The organism is Sinorhizobium sp. FG01, from assembly GCF_002531875.1.
In the GTDB taxonomy this organism is placed as follows: Bacteria; Pseudomonadota; Alphaproteobacteria; order Rhizobiales; family Rhizobiaceae; genus Sinorhizobium; species Sinorhizobium fredii_C.
The window spans coordinates 302,009-326,125 of sequence record NZ_NWTB01000004.1; the positions used below are offsets into that span (position 1 = coordinate 302,009).

Genomic DNA, 24,117 nt, shown 5'->3' on the forward strand with positions numbered 1-24,117 from the left:
AGAAACTGGTGCCCAGTCGCCTTAGCTTCAAGTCAAATCCGATCAAAACGGCTTTATCGGACGTGCGCGCTGCAGCGACCCCTTTACAAGCTCTCGAAAAAGGGCTGCAGCGACCGGCTGGTGCCAATCAAGGACTGGTTTGCCATCTGCCTTTCCAAGTCAAAAAGCTCGGCGGTCGCTTTCATGTAAAAGCCCTTGCCGATCAGCATCAGGCCGGCAAGGGCAATCATGGCGATGATCGCGACGATGATCGTCTCGATCGCCGACAGCCGGGCAAGGAAGCCGGTGCGTTGCTCGGGCAGATCGTCTTCGTTATCGGCCATGGCGCCTGCTTCTCGCCCTGCTTAAGGCGGCGATCCGGTTGCTGACGACGAAAGCGGTGCCGGCCGTGAGCGCGGCGGCAAGCAGCGTTGCGCCGACGGCAATCTGCCGCTCGCCCAGCACCGCCGCGGGGGCGGGTTCGGCGACGACGAGCATCGCCGATTGCTGGTCCGGCTCGGCGGAAGCCGCCTGGGCCTTCGTCTCGACCACGAGGCCGAAGATCATCACCATGCAGACCGCGAGCGCCGCGAGCGCCAGATAAAACCCCCAGCGCGCCTCGTTTCGGCCGGTTCGCGTCGAAGCGATCTCTTCATCGAGAAACATAGCACACCCCCACGATGCCAATGCGTTCGCATCACACGACATGACGCCTGGATATCGGCTCTTGAAGGACGGAATTGCGGCGCTCTGCGACAGTTATTGTGGCGAAATATGGGCCGTGGGAAAACGCGTGAAGAGGGGCGGTCTTCTGGGGCACGGAGGGGCGGTGAGATTGCGGACGGAGGTTCCGGATTGCCCGTCATCCATTGCGGCCGTGATCGCTTTGATGAAACTTTGTCATGGTGACGCATTTTGCGAGGTTTGGCCGCCGTTTTTCTCGATCGAGCGCTTGCAAGACCGGGCGTCTTTCGACATAGACCTAACCGCTATGGAGGCCGGTCTTCCGTTCCGTAGCGTCTCACGCCCGTTTCGAAACGATCAGGACCTCACACCATGGCCTTCCTTGCCGATGCCCTTTCTCGTGTAAAGCCCTCCGCCACCATCGCCGTTTCGCAGAAAGCCCGCGAATTGAAGGCGAAAGGCCGCGATGTCATCGGTCTTGGAGCAGGCGAGCCGGATTTCGATACGCCGGACAACATCAAGAAGGCGGCGATCGACGCGATCAACCGCGGCGAGACGAAGTACACGCCGGTTTCGGGCATTCCGGAACTGCGCGAGGCGATCGCCAAGAAATTCAAGCGCGAGAACAACCTCGACTACACCGCCGCCCAGACGATCGTCGGCACCGGCGGAAAGCAGATTCTTTTCAACGCCTTCATGGCGACGCTCAACCCGGGCGACGAAGTCGTGATCCCGGCTCCCTACTGGGTCTCCTATCCGGAGATGGTGGCGCTTTGCGGCGGCACGCCGGTCTTCGTCGCGACGGCCCAGGAAAACAACTTCAAGCTCAAGGCCGAGGATCTCGACAAGGCGATCACGCCCAAGACCAAGTGGTTCGTCTTCAACTCGCCCTCGAACCCGTCGGGCGCTGCCTATTCGCATGACGAACTGGAGGCGCTGACGGATGTGCTGATGAAACATCCGCATGTCTGGGTGCTGACGGACGACATGTACGAGCACCTGACTTATGGTGACTTCAAGTTCGCGACGCCGGTCGAGGTCGAGCCCGGCCTCTACGACCGCACCCTGACGATGAACGGCGTCTCCAAGGCCTATGCGATGACCGGCTGGCGCATCGGCTATGCCGCCGGACCCTTGCCGCTGATCAAGGCGATGGACATGATCCAAGGCCAGCAGACCTCGGGCGCCACCTCGATAGCGCAATGGGCAGCCGTCGAAGCGCTGAACGGCTCGCAGGATTTCATTCCGCGCAACAAGGAAATCTTCCAGGGCCGCCGCGACCTCGTCGTGTCGATGCTGAACCAGGCGAAGGGCATTTCCTGCCCGACGCCGGAAGGCGCCTTCTACGTCTATCCGTCCTGCGCCGGTCTCATCGGCAAGACCGCCCCGTCGGGTAAGGTCATCGAGACCGACGAGGACTTCGTCTCCGAGCTCCTCGAGATCGAAGGCGTGGCGGTGGTGCATGGTTCGGCCTTCGGCCTCGGCCCGAACTTCCGCATCTCCTATGCGACCTCCGAGGCGCTGCTGGAAGAGGCTTGCCGGCGCATCCAGCGTTTCTGCGCCGCTTGCAAGTAAAGCCCCGGACAGAGCAACAAACATCAAGCCCGCCGGACACGGCGGGCTTTTTCGTGCTCAGATTTCGATTCAACGACCGGACAACCCATCTCAGGCGGCAGTCCTAACTCTTTCAAATTCGATTCATTCCGCCTTCGGATCAGTTCGATCACGCCGGAGATGCGGCGCCGCTTTGGCCTCTGTCGACTCGCATGGTGGCAAGCCTTCGCATGGCATCGATGAAGTCCGGGGCGAGGTCCTGCTCGCGGCTCCCACGGACTATAGTGTCAACGGGATGGTCTGCATTGCCGTGTCGGAGACGACGTTGCGGTGGTGCTGACCGCTGTCGATCGAAAATCCTGGTGATGCTTTTTCCTTTCCTGTTTCGCTTCAACCGGCCGTTGAGAGCTTCTGCCCGAGGCCGCCGTCGACGGCGAGCTTTGCCCCCGTTGTGAAGGTGGCCTCGAAGGCGAGGAACAGCACGGCGCGGGCCACCTCGTCGGCAGTGCCGTTGCGCTTCATCGGCGTGATCGCATCGCCCAGCGCTTTGAACTCGGCGCGTTCCGCATCGGTAAGGCCGGCTGCACCCTTGGTCGGCGTGTCGACGAAGCCGGGACTCACCGTGTTGACCCGGATGCGGCGCGGCAGGAGCTCTGCCGCCAGCACCGAGGCGAAGGAGACGAGTGCGGCCTTGGTGGCGCTGTAGACGCTCATGCCCGGATGCCCACCCTCGTCTGCAACCGAGGAGGTGAAGACGATCGAGCCGCCCTCGCGGATCAGCGGCGCCAGCCGCTGGACGGTGAAGAAGGCGCCCTTGGTGTTGACCGCGAACTGGCGATCGTAGGAGGCTTCGCTGACCTGATCGAAGGGCTCAAGCTCGGAAATGCCGGCATTGACGTGGAGGAGGTCGATGGCCCCGAGCTTCTGGCCGGCGGAGGCGCCAAGGACCGCGATATCGCTGAGATCGGCGATATCCGAGCGCACGGCGTGCGCGCGCGGACCGAACTCCTCTCTGACTTTGGCGACATTCGCCTCGTTGCGTCCGGTCAGGAGCACTTCAGCGCCGCCATTGACGAGGCGCCTGACCGTTGCCAGCCCCATACCGTGGGTGCCGCCGACCACGATCGCCTTCTTACCCTGATAAATCGCCATTATGTCTTCCTCTTCGGTTCGATTGAATGATGAGAAAGAGATGCATTCGTGGACGGTCTTGTGGTAGACGGCTGGTCGTGGACATATCGTCCACAATTGCAGACAATGACGGCAATGGCGAATCTCAATGACTTCACTTTCTTTGTCCACGTCGTGGACCACGGAGGTTTTGCGCCGGCGGCGCGTGCGCTCAACGTGCCGAAATCGACGCTCAGCAAGCGGGTGGCGGTGCTCGAGAGGAACCTCGGCGTCCGCCTCATAAACCGGACCTCGCGCCGGTTCGCGGTGACTGAAACGGGGGAAGATTTCTACCGCCACGCGGCGGCGATGCTGGTGGAGGCCGAAGCGGCGGAAAATGTCGTCAAAGGCAGGCTTGCCGAACCGAGCGGCGCTGTCAGGATCACGGCCTCCGTTCCGACGGCGCAGCTTTCGCTAGCCCCGCTATTGCCCGAACTCGCTCTCGCCTATCCCAAGCTTCGCGTCGTCCTGCACGCGACTGACCGCTTCGTCGATATCGTCCAGGAAGGCTTCGATATGGCGGTGCGGGATCATTTCGCGCCCCTGCCGGACTCTGGTCTCGTGCAGCGTCGCGTCGGCTCACAGAGCAAACTTCTCGTCGCCGCGCCTGCTTATTTGCAAGAGCGCGGAGTGCCTGCACGAGCAGAGGCGTTGCAGGAGCACGATGGGCTGATGACGTCACTTACCTCGCAGGGCTGGACGGTCGAGCACCAAGACGGCACGAGCGTGCAGATCTCACTCAATCCGCGCTTTGTGGCGGACGAATCCCGGGTCCTGCTGGCGGCAGCGCTGGCAGGACTTGGGATAACCGCGCTGCCTGGCACGCTCTGTCAGGAGGAAATTGCAAGCGGTGCACTCGTCCACATCCTCCCGGAGTGGACTGCAGGCAAGGTGACGACGACGATCCTGATGCCACATCGTCGCGGCCAATTGCCTTCGGTGCGTGCGACGATCGACTTCATAGCGGAGCGGCTCGGCGACGGCTGAAGTAAAAGGCCCGCGTACGCGGGCCTTCATTCGTTCTCTTCGGCTTTCTAGCGTTCGGCGAGCGCCGGTTCTCCCTTCTTCTCACGGATCAGGTTGAGGAACCGGCGGAAGAGATAGTGGCTGTCCTGCGGGCCCGGGGAGGCTTCCGGGTGGTGCTGGACGGAGAAGACCGGCTTGCCGCTCAAGCGCAGGCCGCAATTGGTGCCGTCGAAGAGCGAAATGTGAGTCTCTTCAACACCTTCCGGCAGCGACTTGGAATCGACCGCGAAGCCGTGGTTCATCGAGACGATCTCGACCTTACCGGTCGTGTGGTCCTTGACCGGATGGTTGGCGCCGTGGTGGCCCTGATGCATCTTCTCGGTTTTCGCGCCGAGCGCCAGCGCCAGCATCTGGTGGCCGAGGCAGATGCCGAAGACAGGGATGTCGCTCTGCAGCAGGCTCTTGATCACCGGCACGGCATATTCGCCGGTGGCGGCCGGGTCGCCCGGGCCGTTCGACAGGAAAATGCCGTCCGGCTTGAGCGCCAGTACTTCCTCGGCGCTTGTGTCGGCCGGGACGACCGTGACGCGGCAATCAAGACCGGCGAAGAGGCGCAGAATGTTGCGCTTCACGCCATAGTCGAGGGCGACGACATGATAGGCGGCTTCGGTCTCGCCGAGCGTGGAGTAGCCGTCGTTCCAAACCCAGGGCTTCTCGTTCCAGCGGTAGGACTGGCCGGAGGTCGCGACCTTCGCAAGGTCGAGCCCCTCGAGGCCGCTCCAGGCTTTGGCTTCCGCCTTCAGCGTCTCGACGTCGAAAACGCCGGCCGGATCATGGGCGATCACGGCGTTCGGCATGCCGTTTTCGCGGATCCAGGCGGTCAGCGCCCGGGTATCGATGCCGCAGAGCCCGATGACGCCGCGTGCCTTCAACCACGCGTCGAGGTGCTTGGCGGCGCGATAGTTTGAAGGATCGGTGATGTCGGCCTTGAAGATCACCCCGACGGCGCCGTGGCGGGCGGCGGGGGTCAGGTCCTCGATGTCCTCGTCATTGGCACCGATATTGCCGATATGCGGGAAGGTGAAGGTGACGATCTGGCCGAGATAGGAGGGGTCCGTGAGGATTTCCTGATACCCCGTCAGCGCCGTGTTGAAACAGACCTCGGCCTGAACCTTGCCGGTCGCGCCGATGCCCTTGCCTTCGATCACCGTGCCGTCGGCCAGAACGAGCAGGGCAGTGGGTTTCTGGGTTGTCCATGCGGGTGTCGCGGTCATCGTTCCTATCCCGTTGCGGCGGAAGGCGCGGCTTTAAAGCCGGTCGGTTCAGCCCCATTTCAAAATTGCATGCGGCATGGCGCGCGGAAGCCCCGCGAGAAAGAGGTTCATGCCGATGTTCGTGCAGGTGCCGGAAAATAGACAAAGGCTTTAGCCGGGTCAACCGGGCGCCCGTGAATTGTCCGGAAATAAAGTCCCTTACCATTCAACCGGTTGCGCGAAGGGTTTGATTGTGGCTGCCGCCGTGGTTTAAGAGAACGACCATAACGAGGCAATAGCAGTCGTCCGGCGCCGTCGACGCGGGGCCGTTTCTGCATGGAGAAAGAGATGCGCGAGCAATTCGCAAACGCCCTGAAGGAAGCGCTGAAAGCCAAGGATACCCGGCGGACTTCGACCGTTCGGCTGATCCAGGCGGCTATCAAGGACCGCGACATCGCCAATCGCGGCCAGGGCAAGGACCAGGCCGGCGATGACGAGATCATGCAGATCCTCGCCAAGATGATCAAGCAGCGCGAGGAATCGGCCCGCATCTACGACGAGGGCGGCCGCCCGGAGCTCGCCGAGCAGGAGCGGCAGGAAATCACCATCATCAACGGATTTTTACCCGAGCAGTTCTCCGAGGAGAAGGTGAACGAGCTTTGCGCCGCAGTCATCGCGGAACTCGGCGCTCAGGGCCTGCGCGACATGGGCAAGGTGATGAATGCTTTGAAGGAGCGCTATCCCGGCCAGATGGATTTCGCCAAGGCTTCCAGCATCGTCAAGGAGCTGTTGAAGTAAGCCGCTGCGCCGGCGCCTGATCTCCGGCGGCGCCTCAGTTTCCCGCCTCTTTTGATGGCCGCCTGTGAAAAGCGGGCAAGACCGAGAGGAACGGTGGCTTCCTCCGGCCAGGCCGCTTATATGGAAGCTGGCCAGAGGTATCCATGCGCTTTTCACCGTCCTTCCTTGACGAGATCCGCGACCGCGTTCCGATTTCGGACGTGGTCGGCAAGCGCGTCACCTGGGACCGGCGCAAGACCAATGTGTCGCGCGGCGACTACTGGGCCTGCTGCCCCTTCCACGGCGAAAAGTCGCCGAGCTTCCACTGCGAGGACCGCAAGGGCCGCTACCATTGTTTCGGCTGCAATGTCTCCGGCGACCATTTTCGCTTTCTGAGCGACCTCGAGGGCCTGAGCTTTCCCGAAGCGGTGCAGCAGATCGCCGATATGGCGGGTGTTCCCATGCCGCAGCCGGATCCGCAGGCCGAGCGGCGGGAGAAGGAGCGCACGAGCCTGCTCGACGTCATGGAACTGGCGACGCAGTTCTTTCAGGACCAGCTTCAGACCGCGTCCGGCGCCAAGGCGCGCGCCTATCTGCGCGAACGGGGCCTCACCGGCCGCACGATCGAGACCTTCCGGCTCGGCTATGCGCCGGATAGCCGAAATGCGTTGAAGGAATTTCTCGCCGGCAAGGGGGTCGGCAAGGAGCAGATCGAGGCCTGCGGCCTCGTCGTCTATGGGCCGGACGTTCCGGTCTCGTACGACCGCTTTCGCGACCGGATCATGTTTCCGATCCTCTCGGCGCGCGAAAAGGTGATCGCCTTCGGCGGCCGGGCGATGTCTGCCGATGCGCCCGCCAAATATCTGAACTCCAACGAGACCGAGCTCTTCCACAAGGGCAATGTGCTCTTCAATTTCGCGCGCGCCCGGCGCGCTTCCCAGGGCGCCGACGGCGCGGGCACGATCGTCGCCGTCGAAGGCTATATGGACGTGATCGCGCTGCATCAGGCAGGCATCGAAAATGCCGTGGCGCCGCTCGGCACGGCGCTGACCGAGAACCAGCTCGATCTCCTCTGGAAGATGACGCCCCAGCCGGTGCTTTGCTTCGACGGCGACGGGGCCGGCATCCGCGCGGCCAACCGTGCCGTCGACCTGGCGCTGCCGCATCTGAAGCCCGGCCGTTCGGTGCGCTTCGCCATGCTGCCGGACGGTAAGGACCCGGACGACCTCGTCCGCCACGATGGGCGAGAGCCTTTCGACAAGGTGCTTGCCAATGCCCGTTCGCTCGCCGAGATGGTTTGGATGCGCGAGGTGCAGGGCGGCGGCTTCGATACGCCGGAAAAGCGCGCCGAGCTTGAGGCCCGGCTGAGGCAGGTGACCTCCGTCATCGCCGACGAGAGCGTGCGCCGCCACTACGGCCAGGACATGCGCGACCGGCTGAACGCCTTTCTGCAGGTGAGCGCGCCGTTCAGGGGCGAGCGGCGGCCGTTCGAGCGCGGTGGGCGCGAGCGCGGCGGTCCGCGAAACTATGGCGGTGCGCGCAACGCTGCCGGCCCGACCTCGATTTCCGACCGGCTGGCGCGCTCGTCGCTGGTCAGCGGTCAGCAGGCGGCGCCGATGCTGCGCGAGAGCGTCCTTGCGCTCACGATCGTCAACCACCCGCAACTGCTTTTCGACGAATATGACGAGATCTCGACGATCGAGTTCGATCATCGTGAGCTGCAGCGTTGCTGGGCAGCGGTTCTGAACGCCGCGGCGGCAAACGGCCCGCGGCTGACGCGGGAAGGGCTGGTCGAGCAATTGGAGGCTGAAGGTTTTGCCCCGTTGATCAGCGCGCTCGACCAGCAGATTCGCTATGCGCGGCTATGGACCGCGACGACGGCGGCTGCGCCAGAAGATGCGCGCGAGGGTTACCTGCAGGCCCTGGCGCTGCACAAGCGCACCAAGGCGCTCAATTGGCAGCGCCGCGAGCTCGAAAGGGAATTGGCGCATGCCACGGAAGAAGGGGATCTCGAGGTCGTGCCGCAGCTGTTGCGGACGCTTCAGGAGGTTCAGTTGGAAGTCACCCGGCTGGAGAACCAGGAAGCGATCATCGAAGGCTTCGGAGTGCTTTCCGGACGGGTCAAGGGGCCGGCGGCGCGGTGATGCCCTGCTTCTGGCGGCCCCTGATCTCGCTGCCGCGACCCTTTCCCTGCAGGCGGGGAGAAGGGAATGCCGCGCCAGCTCAGCAAACGTCCTTGCAGTTGGTGCACGACACGAGCCTCAGATGCGACGCAACCTCGCCCCGCCTGCGGGGCGAGGGCAGGGTGAGGGGCATCTCTCTACCCGCCTTTGCGTCCGATTTTCGTGAGCCGCATACTGCCCGCCGACGAAAGCGATTTCATGCCATACAATGACGACGCCTCCACCATCCTCCTCTTCGGAAACGACGGCGCCCGCAATCCCCTCGATGTCCTCAAGCGCGTCTACGGCTATTCCGCCTTCCGCGGTCAGCAGCAGGCCGTCGTCGAGCACGTCGTGGCGGGTGGCGATGCTGTGGTGCTGTTCCCGACCGGCGCTGGCAAGTCGCTCTGCTTCCAGATCCCGGCGCTTTGCCGCAAGGGCGTCGGCATCGTCGTCTCGCCGCTGATCGCGTTGATGCGCGACCAGGTGGAGGCGCTGAAGCAGGCCGGCATTCGCGCTGCGGCGCTCAACTCCTCGCTCAGCCGCGACGAGGCGATCGCCGTCCGCCGGGCTCTCTCGGCGGATACGCTCGACCTGCTCTACGTCACGCCGGAGCGCGCGGTCACCGACGGTTTCGCCGAAATGATCGGCGACATGGACATCGCCCTCTTTGCGATCGACGAGGCGCACTGCGTCTCGCAATGGGGTCACGATTTCCGGCCCGAATATCGCGGCCTCGATTGTCTTGCCTCGCGTTTCCCGGGCGTGCCGCGCATTGCTCTGACGGCCACCGCCGACCCACACACGCGCGACGACATCATCGAGCGGCTGGCGCTTCGCGGCGCGCGGGTGTTTTCCTCCAGCTTCGACCGGCCGAACATCGCCTACGAGATCGTCGAGCGCGACCAGCCGCGCCAGCAGCTCTTGCGCTTCCTGTCGCGCTTCAAGGATTCGAGCGGCATCGTCTATTGCCTGTCGCGCGCCAAGGTCGAGGACACGGCCGAATGGCTGAACGGACAGGGCATCCGCGCTCTCCCCTATCACGCCGGAATGGACCGCGCCTTGCGCGATCGGCATCAGGACGCCTTCCTGAAGGAGGAGAACCTCTGCCTGGTGGCGACAGTCGCCTTCGGCATGGGGATCGACAAGCCGGATGTCCGTTATGTCGCGCATCTCGACCTGCCCGGTTCGGTCGAGGCCTACTATCAGGAGACTGGCAGGGCCGGTCGCGACGGATTGCCGTCGGAAGTGTGGATGGCCTATGGCATGGCCGACGTCATCCAGCGCCGGCGCATGATCGACGAGGGCGGCGCGCCGGACGAGATCAAGCGCATCGAACGGTCAAAGCTCAATTCCCTGCTGGCGATCTGCGAGACGGCAGGCTGCCGGCGGCAGGCGATCCTCGCGCATTTCGGCGAGGCGCATCCCGGCCGTTGCGGCCACTGCGACACCTGCCTGAAGCCGGTCGAGACCTGGGATGGTACGGAGGCGGCGATAAAGGCACTCGCCGCCGTCTACCGGACCGGCGAGCGGTTCGGCACCGGCCATGTCATCGATGTTTTGATCGGGGCCGTCAACGAGAAGACCGAGCGCTTCGGCCATGTCGACATGCCGGTCTTCGGCGCCGGCAAGGACCTGCCGGCGCGAACCTGGCAATCGGTTTTGCGGCAATTGCTCGCAATGGGGTTGATCACAGTCGACCACGCTGCCTACGGCGCCCTGAAACTCGAGCCGGAAGCGCGGGCGGTGTTCAAGCGCGAGCGGCAGGTGCTCTTCCGCAAGGATCGGCCGAGTTCCGGCAAGGCGGCACGCGGGCAGAAATCGGCCTCGGCCCGCGAGCGTTCGGATCTTGCCGGCTCCGATCTCGAGCTTTTCGAGAAGCTGCGGGCCGAGCGGTTTTCGATCGCCAAGGAATTGAACGTCCCGCCCTATGTCGTCTTCCCGGACACGACCTTGATCGCGCTCGCCAAGCAGCGTCCGCGCGACTTTGACGATCTCATCGGCGTTCCCGGCATCGGCGAGAGCAAGCGGGAGAGATATGGCGAGGCTTTCCTGGCGGTGATCGATGCATTCGAGGAGGGGGGCTGAGAAGGGCAGGTCCAGAAGGTCGCGGGGGCGTCAACTTGCATTCCCTCATTCCTGTGCTTGTCACAGGAATCCGGCGCGCCCAAGTCCTTGGGCGCTGAAAGTGTCTCAATATTCGGTTGGGGTCTCCACCGCTTTTCCTTCTTATCTGGCTCATTCACGGCGCGGACGCGCCGTGGCTGGATCCCTGTGACGAGCACAGGGATGAGGGAGGGTGAGTGTAGGCTTTTCGCCAATTAAGCAACCTTGGTTGCATAATTGCAGCTGATCATGCACGTTGTGACTGCATGAGGGGCTATGTCTATACTCTCGCATCCAAGCGAAACGGGACGCTCTATACCGGCGTCACCCGTGTTTGCCTCGCCGCCTCTTTGAACACCAGAACGACCTAACCCCGGGCTTCACTTCCAAATACGGCGTAAAAACGCTTGTCTGCTTCGAGGATTTCGATCTGTTGACGACCGATATCACGCGGGAAAAGACGATCAAGAAGTGGCCGAGGCAGTGGAAGCTGAACCTCATAGAGCAGATGAACCCGGAGGATATTCCCACTACCTCCACGGGATATAGTGTGCATCGACAGTAAGGCCCACGCCTCCCTCATCCCTGTGCTTGTCACAGGGATCCAGCATCGCCGTGTCCACGGCGCGGAAGAGTCTTTCACCCCAAGGACTGGGCTGACTGGCCTCCTGTGACAAGCACAGGAATGAGGCGGGGAGGTGAAGCCTTTGCCGTACCGTAGCCGATGAGGCTGCACGCTGCCTGTGCGTACTGTGGCGACGCCGTGTCCACGGCGCGGAAGGTGCTTGAATCCCGCGCGTTTCACCTCAACAATGCGGTAAGAAATTGCTGTGCGTCGCCAGCCATCGTGTTATTTGTCTATACAAACTCCTTTGTTCGAAAGCGGCTGCCATGACCTCTGCCTTCCTCTCCCACCTGCGTTCGGAGCTTGATGGCCTGAAGCAGGCCGGGCTCTACAAGTCCGAGCGCGTCATCACCTCCAAGCAGGCGGGCGAGATCGAAGTCGCGTCCGGCGAAAGGGTCCTGAACTTCTGCGCCAACAACTATCTGGGCCTTGCCGACAACGAGGAACTTGCCGATGCCGGCAAGAAGGCGCTCGACCGTTACGGCTACGGCATGGCCTCGGTGCGTTTCATCTGCGGCACGCAGGAGGAGCACAAGCAGCTCGAGGCGCGCATTTCCTCCTTTCTCCGCATGGAGGACACGATCCTCTATTCCTCCTGCTTCGATGCCAATGGCGGTCTGTTCGAGACGCTGCTCGGCGAGGAAGATGCGATCATCTCGGACGCGCTGAACCACGCCTCGATCATCGACGGCGTCCGGCTCTCCAAGGCGAAGCGATTCCGTTACGCCAACAACGACATGGCGGCGCTGGAGGAGGAGTTGAAGAAGGCCGAGGGCAGCCGCTTCAAGCTGATTGCTACCGACGGCGTCTTCTCCATGGACGGCATCATCGCCAACCTCGAGGGCGTCTGCGACCTGGCGGAGAAATATGGTGCGATGGTCATGGTCGACGACAGCCACGCGGTCGGCTTCGTAGGCAAGCATGGCCGCGGCTCCGCCGAACATTGCGGCGTCGAGGGCCGCGTCGACATCATCACCGGCACCCTCGGCAAGGCGCTGGGCGGTGCCTCGGGGGGCTACACGTCGGCAAAGGCCGAGGTCGTCGACTGGCTGCGCCAGCGCTCGCGACCCTACCTCTTTTCCAATACGCTTGCTCCGGTGATCGCCGCGGCCTCGCTCAAGGTCTTCGAACTGATCGAGAACGGCGATGCGCTTCGCGAGCGGCTCTATGCGAACTCGGCACTCTTCCGGGCCGAGATGTCGAAGCTCGGCTTCCGGCTCGCCGGCGAGGGGCACCCGATCATTCCCGTCATGCTGGGCGATGCGGCGCTGGCGCAGGAAATGGCGGCGCGCATGCTGGAGAAAGGCGTCTACGTCATCGGCTTTTCCTTCCCCGTAGTGCCGAGAGGACAGGCACGCATCCGCACTCAGATGTCGGCGGCGCACAGCGAGAAGGATGTGCGGCGTGCGATTGCGGTGTTCGAGGAAGTGGGCCGCGAGCTGGGCGTGATTTGAGGAGCTAAGCTATGCGAGACGCGGAGGGAGTGAGGATCCTGCAATGACCAACATGATGAAGGCGCTGGTCAAGACGAAGCCCGAGGTTGGGCTGTGGATGGAACGCGTGCCGGTGCCGGAGGTCGGGCCGAACGATGTGCTGATCCGCGTCAAGAAATCGGCTATCTGCGGCACCGACGTCCATATCTGGAACTGGGACCAGTGGGCGCAGAAGACCATTCCCGTCCCGATGGTCGTCGGCCACGAGTTCATGGGCGAAATCGCCGAGGTCGGCTCGGCGGTCACCAAGCACCATGTCGGCGAGCGGGTTTCCGGCGAGGGCCATATCGTCTGCGGCAAGTGCCGCAATTGCCGGGCGGGCAGGGGACATCTCTGCCGCAATACGCTCGGCGTCGGCGTCAACCGGCCGGGCTCCTTCGCCGAGTTCGTCTGCCTGCCGGAATATAATGTCGTGACGATCCCGGACGACGTGCCGGACGAGATCGCCGCGATCTTCGATCCCTTCGGCAATGCGGTGCATACGGCGCTTTCCTTCGATCTCGTCGGTGAGGATGTGCTCGTCACCGGCGCCGGACCGATCGGCATCATGGGCGCGTTGGTCGCCAAGCGCTCAGGCGCCCGAAAGGTGGTGATCACCGACATCAATCCGGTACGCCTCGATCTCGCCCGCAAGCTTGGGATCGACTACGTCGTCGATGCCTCGAAAGAGAATCTCGCCGATGTGATGCGCTCGATCGGGATGACCGAAGGCTTCGACGTCGGCCTCGAAATGTCGGGCGCTGCACCGGCGTTCCGCGACATGATCGACAAGATGAACAATGGCGGCAAGATCGCCATTCTCGGCATTGCGCCGGCCGGCTTCGAGATCGACTGGAACAAGGTGATCTTCAAGATGCTCAACCTGAAAGGCATCTATGGCCGTGAAATGTTCGAGACCTGGTACAAGATGATCGCCTTCGTCCAGGGCGGGCTCGACCTTTCGCCGGTCATCACCCACCGCATTCGTATCGACGAGTTCCGCGACGGTTTCGAGGCGATGCGCTCTGGCAATTCGGGCAAGGTGGTGATGGATTGGCTGTGATGTGACTGCGGGTTACATTCGAAATGGAACGACGCGGCGATCCCGGAAAAAGCCCGCGCCTCTTGTCTTTTAAAAGGGCGCTCCTACATCTTGAGCAACCCTGGTGAACGGCGAGATAGTCCCGTCGATATGCGTTTTTTGCCGATTTGCGCGGTTTTTCACCGGAAAAGCTTGACGGGATGAAAAATTCTGGGAATCACCATTTCAAGCAGAAATGGCGACATGGTACGGCGGATAGGAAATCATGCCAGAGACGATTCAGTGGCAGGACTGTCGAAGCTTGCCCGCTCAGCCGCGATCGCTGTCGTGGTTAATCAGGAATTAAACATCATCCCGTTACGTCAGGGGAAATGAATCGGTGGCGGGTGCGCGGCGCGCCCGAACCCCGAGCGGCATTGGGCACCGGGTGCAGGCCGGTTGCGACAAGGAAAGCGACGAAATAAATGGCAACAAAAGTCAAAGAAAACGAAGAAGCAGACGTTGAACGCGAAGGCACTCCGGACGGTCCGCTTCTCGATCTTTCCGACGACGCTGTCAAGAAGATGATCAAGGCCGCCAAGAAGCGCGGCTATGTGACGATGGACGAATTGAATTCCGTCCTGCCTTCCGAGGAAGTCACCTCCGAGCAGATCGAAGACACGATGGCGATGCTCTCCGACATGGGCATCAACGTCATCGAGGACGAGGAAGCCGAGGAGGCGGCCGGCGGCGACGACGAGGACGCTGGCGACGACGGCGAGAGCGAAGGCGGCGAACTGGCGACGGTCAGCGGGACGGCGCTTGCCACCGGCAAGAAGAAGGAGCCGACAGACCGCACCGACGACCCGGTGCGCATGTATCTGCGCGAGATGGGCTCGGTGGAGCTGCTCTCCCGCGAAGGCGAAATCGCCATCGCCAAGCGCATCGAGGCCGGCCGCGAAACGATGATCGCCGGTCTCTGCGAGAGCCCGCTGACCTTCCAGGCGCTGATCATCTGGCGCGACGAGCTGAACGAGGGCCAGACGCTGCTGCGCGAGATCATTGATCTCGAGACCACCTATTCCGGCCCCGAGGCCAAGGCTGCCCCGCAGTTCCAGAGCCCGGAAAAGATCGAGGCCGACCGCAAGGCGGCCGAGGAGAAGGAAAAGACCCGCAAGTCACGCGTTGCGGCCAATGACGACGACATCACCAATGTCGGCGGCGAGGGCCAGCCGGTCGAGGAAGAGGAAGAGGACGACGACGAGTCGAACCTCTCGCTCGCCGCGATGGAGGCGGAGCTGCGCCCGCAGGTGATGGAGACGCTCGACATCATCGCCGAGACCTACAAGAAGCTCCGTAAGCTGCAGGACCAGCAGGTGGAAGCACGGCTCGCCGCGACCGGCACGCTCTCGCCGGCGCAGGAGCGTCGCTACAAGGAGTTGAAGGACGAACTGATCAAGGCGGTGAAGTCGCTGTCGCTCAACCAGAACCGCATCGATGCGCTGGTCGAGCAACTCTACGACATTTCCAAGCGCCTCATGCAGAACGAGGGCAGGCTGCTGCGCCTTGCCGAATCCTACGGCGTCAAGCGCGACTCCTTCCTCGAGCAATATTCCGGCGCCGAGCTCGATCCGAACTGGATGAAGTCGATCAGCAATCTTGCCGGCAAGGGCTGGAAGGAATTTGCCAGGGCCGAGAACCAGACGATCCGCGACATCCGCCAGGAGATCCAGAATCTCGCGACCGAGACCGGCATTTCGATTGCCGAGTTCCGCCGCATCGTCTCGATGGTCCAGAAGGGCGAGCGCGAGGCGCGGATCGCCAAGAAGGAGATGGTCGAGGCAAACCTGCGCCTGGTGATCTCCATCGCCAAGAAGTACACGAACCGCGGCCTGCAGTTCCTGGACCTCATTCAGGAGGGCAATATTGGCCTGATGAAGGCGGTCGACAAGTTCGAATACCGCCGCGGCTACAAGTTCTCGACCTATGCGACCTGGTGGATCCGGCAGGCGATCACCCGCTCGATCGCCGACCAGGCCCGCACCATCCGCATTCCGGTGCACATGATCGAGACGATCAACAAGATCGTCCGCACTTCGCGCCAGATGTTGCACGAGATCGGCCGCGAGCCGACGCCGGAAGAACTGGCGGAAAAGCTCGCTATGCCGCTCGAGAAGGTGCGCAAGGTCCTGAAGATCGCCAAGGAACCGATCTCGCTCGAAACCCCGGTCGGCGACGAGGAAGATTCGCATCTCGGCGATTTCATCGAGGACAAGAACGCACTGCTACCGATCGACGCTGCCATCCAGGCGAATCTGCGCGAGACGACGACGCGCGTCCTCGCCTCGCTGACCCCGCGCGAGGAACGCGTCTTGCGCATGCGCTTCGGCATCGGCATGAACACCGACCACACGCTCGAGGAAGTTGGCCAGCAGTTCTCGGTCACCCGCGAGCGCATCCGCCAGATCGAGGCGAAGGCCTTGCGCAAGCTCAAGCATCCGAGCCGTTCGCGCAAGTTGCGCTCGTTCCTGGACAGCTGAGCAGAGAACAACGACCTGAACGAACTTGAAAAGCCGGGCCCAGCGTCCGGCTTTCTCGTCTTCGTCAACGCCTGCCATGCCATGGTCTTTTGGGCGCTGAACTTGTTCGGATTTCATCCCGGGATTATACTTCTAAGCTTGCAGCGAAAGGGGGCACTGGTTGCAGTGCGAGAGAAGTAGTTGCACCGCAGGCGTCCGCCCGTGCATTGGAGCGCCGGCACTTGAACCCGGAAAAAGCGCTCTGCCCCTTCTAAATTCGGAGCATCTTTAGGCGCTTTCCGTCGAAGGCGGGATGCTCTGCGGGAGGTGTGAGATGACCACTTACGTCGTGCTCCTCAATTGGACCGATCAGGGTATCAGAAGCGTGCGTGAGTCCCCCAAGCGGCTCGATGCAGCCAGGAAGGTCCTTGAAGAAATGGGCGGATCGTTCAAGGACTTCTATCTCACCATGGGCGAATACGACATGGTGGCAATCTGCGAGGCACCGGACGATGCGGTGGCCGCGCGATTCTCGCTGACACTCGGCACCTACGGCAATGTGCGCACCCGCACGTTGAAGGCGTTCCCGGAGGCTGCGTATCGCGAACTGATCGGCACGCTCGGCTAGCAAGATTGTAACCGACTGGTTATTGCCGCGGCGCACCTTTCCAGAAGATTTGCGCTGCGCCGCGGATGGTATTGCCGCCTGAAACGCGCGGCGACGCAGAAGTCCTTCAACTTCGCTTCAAAACCGTTCCTTAACATTTACCCTTTATCAATCTCTCGCATATGAGAGGTTCCGCGATGCGTTGCGTTTTTGTCGCCGTCCTCCTGTTGCTGGCCGGCTGCGGAACGGTGCCGAGAGATACCCGGAACGCCTGCGCGGTTTTCGAGCAGCGAGATGGCCTTTTCAACAATTGGCGCCGGGCCGCCTATGCGGCCGAGCGCGAATATGGCGTGCCCGTACCGGTGCTGATGGCGACGATTTACACGGAGTCCGGCTATCGCCACAATGCACGGCCGCCGCGCACCAAGCTCTTCGGCTTCATTCCCTGGACGCGCGTCTCCACGGCTTACGGTTATTCACAAGCTCTCGATGGCACCTGGGCGCGCTACCAGGCCGAAACCGGGCGTTGGATGGCACGCCGGACCGATTTCGCCGACGCCATCCGCTTCATCGCCTGGTACCACAATCAAAGCCACCAGCAGAACGGCATCGCGCTCAACGATCCCTATCGGCTCTACATCGCCTATTACCACGGCCAGGGCGGCTATCAGCGCGGCAACTGGAGCGAAACGGCGAAGACGGGCGCCAAGCGCGCCAGCAACGTTGCCGCGCTTTATGCGCGGCAGCTGCAGGGCTGCGGCGGCTGAGGGCCGTTCAAGTCTCTTTCGAGGATCAGTCGCCCCGCCGTGAAAAATTGCCTTCCGCTGTCGGAACCTTTCCGCTCCGGCCGTCCTTTGTCGACTTTCAACGGAGGAGACGGACATGGCCTATGTGGATGGTTTTCTGATTGCGCTGCCGAAGCAAAACGTCGAGGCCTACAAGGATCTGGCCCGCAAGGCCGGCGAGGTCTGGAAGGAGCACGGTGCCCTGAATTACGTCGAATGCCTGGGCGACGACGTGCCCTATGGCGAGCTCACCTCCTTTCCGCGGGCCGTGCAGGCCAAGGAAGACGAGACCGTCGTTTTCTCCTGGGTCGCATACCGGTCGCGCGAGGACCGCGACGTGATCGTCGCCAAGGTGATGACCGATCCGCGGCTTCAGGGCGATGAATGGAAATCCATTTTTGACGGCAAGCGGATGATCTATGGCGGCTTCCAGGCCTTCCTGGAACTTTGACCAGCCGCTGGGTGTCGGGCCTGCTCTGCGCAAGCTGATGCCGAGCAGTTCTTTCAATTCGGACGGGGTTCGCAGTACAGTCCTTTGGAGACGGGTGCCGTCGAAGGTGCGGCGCCCGGCCATGCAGGACGACAGCCATGCCGCAGACCGTCATCACCATCACTACCAAGGGGCAGGGGCTCTACGAGTTCACTCGCGAGGCGGCGGATTTCGTGCGGGAGTGCGGGGTCTCGGAGGGGCTTCTTACCGTTTTCGTGCGCCACACCTCCGCCTCGCTCATCATTCAGGAAAACGCCGATCCGGACGTTCGACGCGATCTGCGCGAATTCTTCCATCGTCTGGTGCCCCCGTCGTCGGCGCCTTCGATGGGCTGGATCATCCATACCCAGGAAGGGCCTGACGACATGCCCGCCCATATCAAGGCGGCGTTGACCCAGGTCTCGGTCGGCGTACCGGTCATCGACGGGCGCATGGCGCTCGGCACCTGGCAGGGGATCTATCTCTTCGAGCACCGCGACCGGCCGCATCGCCGCGAAATTATCCTGCATCTCACCAGCTGACCTCAGGAGGAAACGATGACGGACGCCCAGACTATTGCCGGACGTTTCATCGAGGCCGTGAACGACCGGGATTTCGAAGCGCTTGCCGGCCTCCTCGACGACGATGTCGCCTTCGATTCGCTGACCGGACAGCGCACGCTCGGGATCGGACCGCTCAGAACCTGGGTGATGAGCTACCTGCGCCATTTCGACGAGAGCTTCGGCGACGTCGTGCTGATGCGCGATGCCTTCGGGCAGCGGGTGGCGGCGGATACGACCGCGCGCGGCACGTACCGCGAGACAATGGTCGGCTTCCCAGAGGCGTCCGGTCAGAGCTATGCCGTCCCGAGCGTCTTCATCTTCGAGGTCGAGGAGGGTGTCATCACCCGACTCAGCCACTATCGCAACCTGCGCTTGTTCGAACGGGAACTCGGCGGCTGAATGGAGCAGAATGAAACGCGTCGCGTTTCAATGCGTTAGCACTCCCCCTGCACAGCTGGAAGGAACGATTCCGTTCATTCTTCGTTTCCCCTCGAACGGGAAGAGGAAAGCGCGAGCGGTCGTCCGTTCACGTCCCCCGCTGACCACCTGCCGCAAATCCGGCCGAATCGCCTGAGATGCGCGCGGTGGGGTGGGACTCATCCTGAACGCCGCATGAACGAAGGGTTCCGGTGCCGTTCAGCTTGTCCGGTCTAGATTTGGATCATCGATGAGAGAGTGACCGCAACCCTTTCGCTAACGGAGAAATGTCATGAGGAAGTTTCTTGTCAATGCAGCCGTCGCCGCCGTTGTCGGACTGACCGGCCTTGTCGGCACCACCACCACGGCTTCGGCCGATGCGCTGGTCTTCGAATTCGGCCAGGGAGGCGGCGTACAATACCGCGAACGCGACTATGACCGCTGGGACGACCGTCGCGACTGGCGCCGCGACCGCTGGGAACGCCGTGGCCGTTGTGAACCGTGGCTCGCCGTCGACAAGGCACGTGACCGTGGTCTGCGCCGCGCCCATGTAGCCGACGTTTCGCGCCGCCAGGTCGTCGTCCAGGGCCGCCGTCATGGCGATCGCCAGGCGATCATCTTCGCCAATGTCCGCGGCTGCCCGATCATCGGTCGCTGGTAAGGACGGTTTTCCGTCTTGTCTCCCCGGCTGACGGAAAACAGCCCGGCGCCTGGCGCCGGGCTCTTCTTTTTTACGTTCAATGAGAGACCAGCCTGGGTTTTCAGGCTTGATTGTCACCGTTACGGATTGACCGCGAAGGTGACGTTGACCTTGACGCTATAGGCCTGCTCGCCGGTTGCGATCGGCACCTGATCGGCGGCGAATTCCTTGGCCATGCTGCGCATCGGCACCGGCGGCTCGTCGCGGGCCGGTTGTTCGGAAAGCTCGATCAGCCGGCCGAGCGAGACTCCGGCCGCTTCCGCCAGCACTCTTGCCTTGTTGATCGCATCGGCGACAGCGGCCTTGCGGGCCTCGGTGATCACCGTCTCCGGCTTGTCGTTGGAAAATTCGATGCCGCCGCCCTGATTGACGCCGAGCGTCACGGATTTGTCGAGGACTTCGCCGAGCTTCGCCAGATCGCGCACGCGCACGCTGACGCCGTTGACGACCTGGTAGCCGACGAGCTCCGGCGGGCGGGCGCTGCCGTCGCTGTTCTGGGGATAGTTGTATTGCGGCATGATCGAGAAGCCGCTTGTCTGCAGGTCGCGTTCGGCAATGCCGGACTGCTTGAGTGCTGCCAGCACCTCGGCCATCGCCTTGTTGTTGGCGTCGAGCGCCTCGCGAGCGGTCTTGGCGTCCTTGACGACGCTCAGCTGTACGATCGCCATGTCGGGCGCCGTCGTTGCCTGTCCTTCGCCCGAAACCTTGATCAGCGCCTGGCGCCCTCTCGGGGCATCAGGGCGCCCCTTGCCCTCTGCCTTGCCGGCACCGCTGTCCTGCGCCGCCGCTGCCGCCGCAAACGCACCGGCAAAGGCGGCGGCGATCGCCGCGACATGGACCGAGCGGGCAATGCGTGTGGAAATCATGGATGTTACTCTCCGGTTGTTATTCGCCAAATCCATGCTTATCGATTGTGTAGGCATTGCGGCAATGGCTTGTCGGCAAAAAGGTTTTCCGCTAGAGCCATTTGCAGCTTCGAACTGCCATTGGTTCGCGGCGGCCGGACTACCCGGCAGGGCCTGTAGCTCAATGGTTAGAGCCGGCGGCTCATAACCGCTTGGTTGGGGGTTCGAGTCCCTCCGGGCCCACCACTTAGCTCTAGCCCATCACCTCGCCACAGCGCGAACCTCGCGGCGGAATTCCGAGGGCGGCATGCCGGCGATCTGGCGGAAGGCCTTGTTGAAGGCGCTTACCGAGCCGAAGCCGCTGTCCATCGCCACCTGCAGGATGCTGTCGGCACCGTTCATCAGCATGGCTTGCGCCCGCGAAAGGCGCAGCAGCGTCAGATATTTGATCAGCGTCATGCCCGTCGACTTGCGAAACAGGTTCATGGCGTATTTCGGGTGCAATCCGGCTGCCGCGGCGATGTCGACCGCGTCGATCTCCTCGAGAAAATTGGCGGCGATGAAATCGCACATGCGCACGACGCCGGGCGAGGGCGGGGCCGAGGCGGTTTCGGTCTGGCGTTCCTTGCCGGGTGCAACGATCGTGTAGGGTTCCATGAACATGCGCTCGACGCGCAGCAGCAGTTCTTCGACGGCGTGCTGGGCCTTCACCTCGTCGCCGGAATTTGCCCAGTTGCGCCAGCGCGGAAAGTTCCGGTCGTCGGCGCCGTCCGTCTCTGAGGTCAGCATCGTGGCCCCGCCCATGAGCATGGCCGAGATTTCCGGCGGCAGCCGCATGCGGAAGAAGTGCACGAGCGGCAGATGCGCGCCGGCATAGATGGAATCGTCGGAGGATTCGTCCATCCGGTGCGGCTGCCCGCCCCAGAAGAGGCACATCTGTCCGGGGCCGAGCCTCAGGTCATGGCCAGCCATGCGATAATGCACCGAGCCCCGCATCACGTAGTTTACCTCGACCTGCGCATGCCAGTGCGCGCGCAGCATGATCGGGGGATGGGCGTGGAAGAAATGCAACCGGGTCGGCATGCCCTCGATGCCGCAGGCACCCGGCTGGTAGACCGGTCGCTCGACAATCTTACTATCCGCCAAATCCGCATTCCCTTCGTACGAGACAGATTTCCGCGCGGCGTTAATGTGCCCTTGTTTGCTGAGGACTGCACTTGAGAAGCGAGGTTTTCAAGGTGTTTCAAGCATTTCAGGGCTCTGGCATTTACCCGGTTCCATCGATCTTCCATCCGTATGGCTGTCCTGCACAATCGCCTACGGCAAGCGCCTGATCCTCCGCCAGACACCCGCGTCCCGTTTGATGCCGAAGGCAAGCGACGGCGCTGATCAACCCATCACCCTCCAAAAGGAAGTTCCATGCGCCCAGAACAGCTGATCCGTTGGGGTATCATCGGCCCCGGCACCATCGCGCGGACATTCGCCGCGGGGATTGCCCGGTCCAGGACGGGCCACCTTGTGGCTATCGGCAGCCGCGATCCGGACAGGCCTGGCCTCGCTGACGGCTTTCCCGGCGCGCGCATTGTCGAGGGTTACGAAATGCTGCTTAAGGATCCGGAGATCGACGCGGTCTATATCGCCACGCCGCATCCCAGCCATGCAGAATGGGCGATCAAGGCGGTGCGCGCCGGCAAGCATGTGCTGGTCGAAAAGCCGATGGCGCTTTCCGCCTTCGAGGCGCAGTCGATCTTCCACGAGGCGAAAAAGGCCGGCGTTTTCGCCGGCGAAGCCTATATGTACCGGTTCCATCCGCAGACGGCCCGGCTGGTCGAACTCGTGCGGGAGGGCGCGATCGGCGACGTGCGGATCATCCGCTCGAGTTTCGGCTTCGACATGGGCGGCTATCGCCCGGAGCACCGCCTCTTTGCCAATGATCTCGCCGGCGGCGGCATTCTCGATGTCGGCGGCTACCCGGTCTCTATGGTTTGCATGCTCGCCGGTGCCGCAGAGGAAAAGACCTTCCTCGAACCGCAGACGGTATCCGGTGCGGCGCGTCTGGGGCCATCCGGGGTCGACGAGTGGGCCTCGGCGGTCCTCAAGTTCCCGAACGACATTGTCGCGGAAGTGTCCTGCTCGATCATGGCACAGCAGGACAACGTGTTGCGCATCATCGGTTCGAAAGGCCGCATCGAGGTGAAGGACTTCTGGTTCGCCTCCGGCACCGAGGGCGGGATAGGGCGCATCGAGATCATCAGGGGCGACGGACAGCGGACGATCGAGGTCGAGGAGAAGCGCCATCTCTATTCGTTCGAGGTCGATGCGGTGGGCGAGGCGATCCGTGCCGGCCGCGCCGAGTTCTCTTTCCCCGGTATGAGCGCCGAAGATACCCGCGCCAATCTACGCGTTCTCGATCGCTGGCGCGCATCCGTCGGCCTCGAATATGCGATCGAGACGGCCGCCAAACGGACCACCAATCTCGCAGGTGCGGCCGTCGTCGCCGGGAGCAATGTGCCCAAACGGCAGATTCCGGGCGTCGCCAAGCCGGCCTCAAATGTTGCGCTGGGTTTCGAGTTTTTTCCGAGTTTCGCCTCCGCCTCGCTGACGCTCGACGCTTTCTACGAGGCCGGAGGAAACGTCTTTGACACTGCATTCGTCTACCGTGCCGGCAAGACCGAGAGCATTTTCGGCGACTGGCACACGAGCCGAAAGGTCGATCGTGAGGACATCATCCTGATCGGCAAGGGCGCCCATTCGCCGCTCTGCTATCCCGACGTGATTGCCAAGCAATTGGATCAGTCGCTGGAGCGGCTGAGGATCGACTATGTCGATGTCTATTTCATGCATCGCGACAATCCGGATGTCCCGGTCGGCGAATTCGTCGATGCCATGGATGCCGAGGTCCGGCGGGGCCGTATCCGGGGTATCTTCGGCGGATCAAACTGGACGCGCGAGCGCATGGAGGAGGCGATCGCCTATGCCGAGAGAAACGGCAAGGCGGCCCCGGCCGCGCTTTCCAACAATTTCTCGCTGGCGGAGATGCTCGATCCCATCTGGCCCGGCTGTGTCGCGGCGTCCGACGACGGCTGGAAAGACTGGCTGGCGAAGCGGCAGATTCCGAATTTTGCCTGGTCGAGCCAGGGGCGGGGGTTTTTCACCGACAGGGCCGGGCGCGACAAGCGGGAGGACGAGGAAATCGTCCGGGTCTGGTATTCCGAGCGCAATTTCCAACGCCGCGACCGGGCAATCGAACTCGCGAGGAAGCACGGCTGCAGCCCGATCCACATCGCGCTTGCCTATGTCATTGCCCAGCCGTTTCCCGTCATCCCGCTGATCGGCCCGCGGACCGTGGCGGAACTGGATGATAGTCTCTCGGCCCTGCAGATCACGCTTGCTCCGGAAGAGTTGCGTTGGCTGGAAGGCTGATCGCCGGGGTTTCGGGACCC

The 24,117-nt window shown here is 62.7% G+C and carries 21 protein-coding genes, 1 tRNA gene and 1 pseudogene; 17 read left to right on the top strand and 6 right to left on the bottom strand.

Annotated features, from left to right (window positions below):
* Positions 1-83: 83 nt before the first annotated feature.
* A complete protein-coding gene (locus CO656_RS06905; RefSeq protein WP_097525257.1) occupies positions 84-323 on the bottom strand; it encodes a hypothetical protein in 240 nt (79 codons plus the stop codon).
* Positions 313-645, bottom strand: a complete 333-nt coding sequence (locus CO656_RS06910) for a hypothetical protein (protein ID WP_037415085.1) — start codon at positions 643-645, stop codon at positions 313-315. Before CO656_RS06910 ends, CO656_RS06905 begins: the two co-directional genes overlap by 11 nt.
* A 390-nt stretch (positions 646-1,035) precedes the next feature.
* Between CO656_RS06910 and CO656_RS06915 the strand changes: the two genes are divergently transcribed.
* Positions 1,036-2,238: a pyridoxal phosphate-dependent aminotransferase gene (locus CO656_RS06915; RefSeq protein ID WP_097525258.1), complete on the top strand. Its 1,203-nt coding sequence runs from the start codon at positions 1,036-1,038 to the stop codon at positions 2,236-2,238.
* 369 nt (positions 2,239-2,607) lie between these two features.
* On the opposite strand, the gene CO656_RS06925 is transcribed toward CO656_RS06915, so the two are convergent.
* Complete coding sequence (locus tag CO656_RS06925) at positions 2,608-3,369, bottom strand: SDR family oxidoreductase (protein WP_097525259.1); 762 nt, start codon at positions 3,367-3,369, stop codon at positions 2,608-2,610.
* A 114-nt stretch (positions 3,370-3,483) separates the two neighbouring features.
* On the opposite strand from CO656_RS06925, the gene CO656_RS06930 reads away from it, so the two are divergent.
* The gene (locus CO656_RS06930) at positions 3,484-4,374 is read left to right on the top strand and encodes a LysR substrate-binding domain-containing protein (protein ID WP_097525260.1); all 891 of its coding nucleotides are present in this window, start codon (positions 3,484-3,486) and stop codon (positions 4,372-4,374) included.
* Positions 4,375-4,421: 47 nt separating this feature from the next.
* On the opposite strand, the gene carA is transcribed toward CO656_RS06930, so the two are convergent.
* Entirely contained in the window at positions 4,422-5,627 is a 1,206-nt protein-coding gene (gene carA, locus CO656_RS06935) for a glutamine-hydrolyzing carbamoyl-phosphate synthase small subunit (protein ID WP_037415095.1), read from the bottom strand.
* 327 nt (positions 5,628-5,954) lie between these two features.
* Here carA and CO656_RS06940 point away from each other — a divergent pair, with 327 nt between their 5' ends.
* The 13 genes and pseudogenes from CO656_RS06940 (at position 5,955) to CO656_RS07000 (ending at position 19,790) form a co-directional block, all read left to right on the top strand.
* Positions 5,955-6,404, top strand: coding sequence for a GatB/YqeY domain-containing protein (locus CO656_RS06940; protein ID WP_097525261.1), 450 nt, complete (start codon positions 5,955-5,957; stop codon positions 6,402-6,404).
* 143 nt (positions 6,405-6,547) lie between these two features.
* Positions 6,548-8,527 (top strand): DNA primase, encoded by a 1,980-nt coding sequence (gene dnaG / locus CO656_RS06945; RefSeq protein WP_097525262.1) that lies wholly within the window; start codon positions 6,548-6,550, stop codon positions 8,525-8,527.
* A gap of 237 nt (positions 8,528-8,764) precedes the next feature.
* The gene (recQ, locus tag CO656_RS06950; protein ID WP_097525400.1) at positions 8,765-10,633 is read left to right on the top strand and encodes a DNA helicase RecQ; all 1,869 of its coding nucleotides are present in this window, start codon (positions 8,765-8,767) and stop codon (positions 10,631-10,633) included.
* 284 nt (positions 10,634-10,917) lie between these two features.
* Positions 10,918-11,216 (top strand): annotated as a pseudogene (locus CO656_RS30740) (GIY-YIG nuclease family protein).
* 326 nt (positions 11,217-11,542) lie between these two features.
* Positions 11,543-12,730 (top strand): glycine C-acetyltransferase, encoded by a 1,188-nt coding sequence (locus tag CO656_RS06960; RefSeq protein WP_097525263.1) that lies wholly within the window; start codon positions 11,543-11,545, stop codon positions 12,728-12,730.
* Positions 12,731-12,773: 43 nt separating this feature from the next.
* Positions 12,774-13,811 (top strand): L-threonine 3-dehydrogenase, encoded by a 1,038-nt coding sequence (tdh, locus tag CO656_RS06965; RefSeq protein WP_037415106.1) that lies wholly within the window; start codon positions 12,774-12,776, stop codon positions 13,809-13,811.
* Positions 13,812-14,254: 443 nt separating this feature from the next.
* Positions 14,255-16,309, top strand: a complete 2,055-nt coding sequence (gene rpoD / locus CO656_RS06970; RefSeq protein WP_037415109.1) for an RNA polymerase sigma factor RpoD — start codon at positions 14,255-14,257, stop codon at positions 16,307-16,309.
* Positions 16,310-16,622: 313 nt separating this feature from the next.
* Positions 16,623-16,916 (top strand): GYD domain-containing protein, encoded by a 294-nt coding sequence (locus tag CO656_RS06975; protein ID WP_037387241.1) that lies wholly within the window; start codon positions 16,623-16,625, stop codon positions 16,914-16,916.
* Positions 16,917-17,092: 176 nt separating this feature from the next.
* Positions 17,093-17,662 carry a transglycosylase SLT domain-containing protein gene (locus tag CO656_RS06980; protein WP_037415112.1) on the top strand — a complete coding sequence of 190 codons (570 nt, stop codon included), beginning with the start codon at positions 17,093-17,095 and terminating at the stop codon, positions 17,660-17,662.
* A 115-nt stretch (positions 17,663-17,777) separates the two neighbouring features.
* On the top strand, positions 17,778-18,131 hold the full coding sequence (locus tag CO656_RS06985; protein WP_037415115.1) for a DUF1428 family protein: 354 nt from the start codon (positions 17,778-17,780) through the stop codon (positions 18,129-18,131).
* A 137-nt stretch (positions 18,132-18,268) separates the two neighbouring features.
* Positions 18,269-18,691, top strand: coding sequence for a secondary thiamine-phosphate synthase enzyme YjbQ (locus CO656_RS06990; RefSeq protein WP_037415118.1), 423 nt, complete (start codon positions 18,269-18,271; stop codon positions 18,689-18,691).
* Positions 18,692-18,706: 15 nt separating this feature from the next.
* Positions 18,707-19,111 (top strand): ketosteroid isomerase-related protein, encoded by a 405-nt coding sequence (locus tag CO656_RS06995; RefSeq protein WP_037415121.1) that lies wholly within the window; start codon positions 18,707-18,709, stop codon positions 19,109-19,111.
* A 310-nt stretch (positions 19,112-19,421) separates the two neighbouring features.
* Positions 19,422-19,790, top strand: a complete 369-nt coding sequence (locus CO656_RS07000) for a hypothetical protein (protein ID WP_037387227.1) — start codon at positions 19,422-19,424, stop codon at positions 19,788-19,790.
* 119 nt (positions 19,791-19,909) lie between these two features.
* Here the strand turns inward: CO656_RS07000 and CO656_RS07005 are convergent, their stop codons facing one another.
* Positions 19,910-20,695: an SIMPL domain-containing protein gene (locus CO656_RS07005; RefSeq protein WP_097525264.1), complete on the bottom strand. Its 786-nt coding sequence runs from the start codon at positions 20,693-20,695 to the stop codon at positions 19,910-19,912.
* 149 nt (positions 20,696-20,844) lie between these two features.
* Here CO656_RS07005 and CO656_RS07010 point away from each other — a divergent pair.
* Positions 20,845-20,920: transfer RNA gene (locus tag CO656_RS07010), tRNA-Ile, on the top strand.
* A gap of 15 nt (positions 20,921-20,935) precedes the next feature.
* On the opposite strand, the gene CO656_RS07015 is transcribed toward CO656_RS07010, so the two are convergent.
* The gene (locus tag CO656_RS07015; RefSeq protein WP_097525265.1) at positions 20,936-21,820 is read right to left on the bottom strand and encodes a helix-turn-helix domain-containing protein; all 885 of its coding nucleotides are present in this window, start codon (positions 21,818-21,820) and stop codon (positions 20,936-20,938) included.
* A 273-nt stretch (positions 21,821-22,093) separates the two neighbouring features.
* Between CO656_RS07015 and CO656_RS07020 the strand changes: the two genes are divergently transcribed.
* Positions 22,094-24,097, top strand: a complete 2,004-nt coding sequence (locus CO656_RS07020; protein WP_097525266.1) for an aldo/keto reductase — start codon at positions 22,094-22,096, stop codon at positions 24,095-24,097.
* Positions 24,098-24,117 lie beyond the last annotated feature (20 nt).

What these genes read in the sequence shown, in the direction of transcription:
- CO656_RS07020 (WP_097525266.1), top strand. Translation starts at nt 22,094, where the DNA reads ATGCGCCCAGAACAGCTGATCCGTTGGGGTATCATCGGCCCCGGCACC.
- CO656_RS06980 (WP_037415112.1), top strand. Translation starts at nt 17,093, where the DNA reads ATGCGTTGCGTTTTTGTCGCCGTCCTCCTGTTGCTGGCCGGCTGCGGA.
- CO656_RS06960 (WP_097525263.1), top strand. Translation starts at nt 11,543, where the DNA reads ATGACCTCTGCCTTCCTCTCCCACCTGCGTTCGGAGCTTGATGGCCTG.
- recQ (WP_097525400.1), top strand. Translation starts at nt 8,765, where the DNA reads ATGCCATACAATGACGACGCCTCCACCATCCTCCTCTTCGGAAACGAC.
- CO656_RS06905 (WP_097525257.1), bottom strand. Translation starts at nt 323, where the DNA reads ATGGCCGATAACGAAGACGATCTGCCCGAGCAACGCACCGGCTTCCTT.
- dnaG (WP_097525262.1), top strand. Translation starts at nt 6,548, where the DNA reads ATGCGCTTTTCACCGTCCTTCCTTGACGAGATCCGCGACCGCGTTCCG.
- rpoD (WP_037415109.1), top strand. Translation starts at nt 14,255, where the DNA reads ATGGCAACAAAAGTCAAAGAAAACGAAGAAGCAGACGTTGAACGCGAA.
- CO656_RS06985 (WP_037415115.1), top strand. Translation starts at nt 17,778, where the DNA reads ATGGCCTATGTGGATGGTTTTCTGATTGCGCTGCCGAAGCAAAACGTC.
- CO656_RS06990 (WP_037415118.1), top strand. Translation starts at nt 18,269, where the DNA reads ATGCCGCAGACCGTCATCACCATCACTACCAAGGGGCAGGGGCTCTAC.
- carA (WP_037415095.1), bottom strand. Translation starts at nt 5,627, where the DNA reads ATGACCGCGACACCCGCATGGACAACCCAGAAACCCACTGCCCTGCTC.
- CO656_RS06995 (WP_037415121.1), top strand. Translation starts at nt 18,707, where the DNA reads ATGACGGACGCCCAGACTATTGCCGGACGTTTCATCGAGGCCGTGAAC.
- CO656_RS07005 (WP_097525264.1), bottom strand. Translation starts at nt 20,695, where the DNA reads ATGATTTCCACACGCATTGCCCGCTCGGTCCATGTCGCGGCGATCGCC.
- CO656_RS06915 (WP_097525258.1), top strand. Translation starts at nt 1,036, where the DNA reads ATGGCCTTCCTTGCCGATGCCCTTTCTCGTGTAAAGCCCTCCGCCACC.
- CO656_RS06910 (WP_037415085.1), bottom strand. Translation starts at nt 645, where the DNA reads ATGTTTCTCGATGAAGAGATCGCTTCGACGCGAACCGGCCGAAACGAG.
- tdh (WP_037415106.1), top strand. Translation starts at nt 12,774, where the DNA reads ATGACCAACATGATGAAGGCGCTGGTCAAGACGAAGCCCGAGGTTGGG.
- CO656_RS06975 (WP_037387241.1), top strand. Translation starts at nt 16,623, where the DNA reads ATGACCACTTACGTCGTGCTCCTCAATTGGACCGATCAGGGTATCAGA.
- CO656_RS06925 (WP_097525259.1), bottom strand. Translation starts at nt 3,369, where the DNA reads ATGGCGATTTATCAGGGTAAGAAGGCGATCGTGGTCGGCGGCACCCAC.
- CO656_RS06930 (WP_097525260.1), top strand. Translation starts at nt 3,484, where the DNA reads ATGGCGAATCTCAATGACTTCACTTTCTTTGTCCACGTCGTGGACCAC.
- CO656_RS07000 (WP_037387227.1), top strand. Translation starts at nt 19,422, where the DNA reads ATGAGGAAGTTTCTTGTCAATGCAGCCGTCGCCGCCGTTGTCGGACTG.
- CO656_RS06940 (WP_097525261.1), top strand. Translation starts at nt 5,955, where the DNA reads ATGCGCGAGCAATTCGCAAACGCCCTGAAGGAAGCGCTGAAAGCCAAG.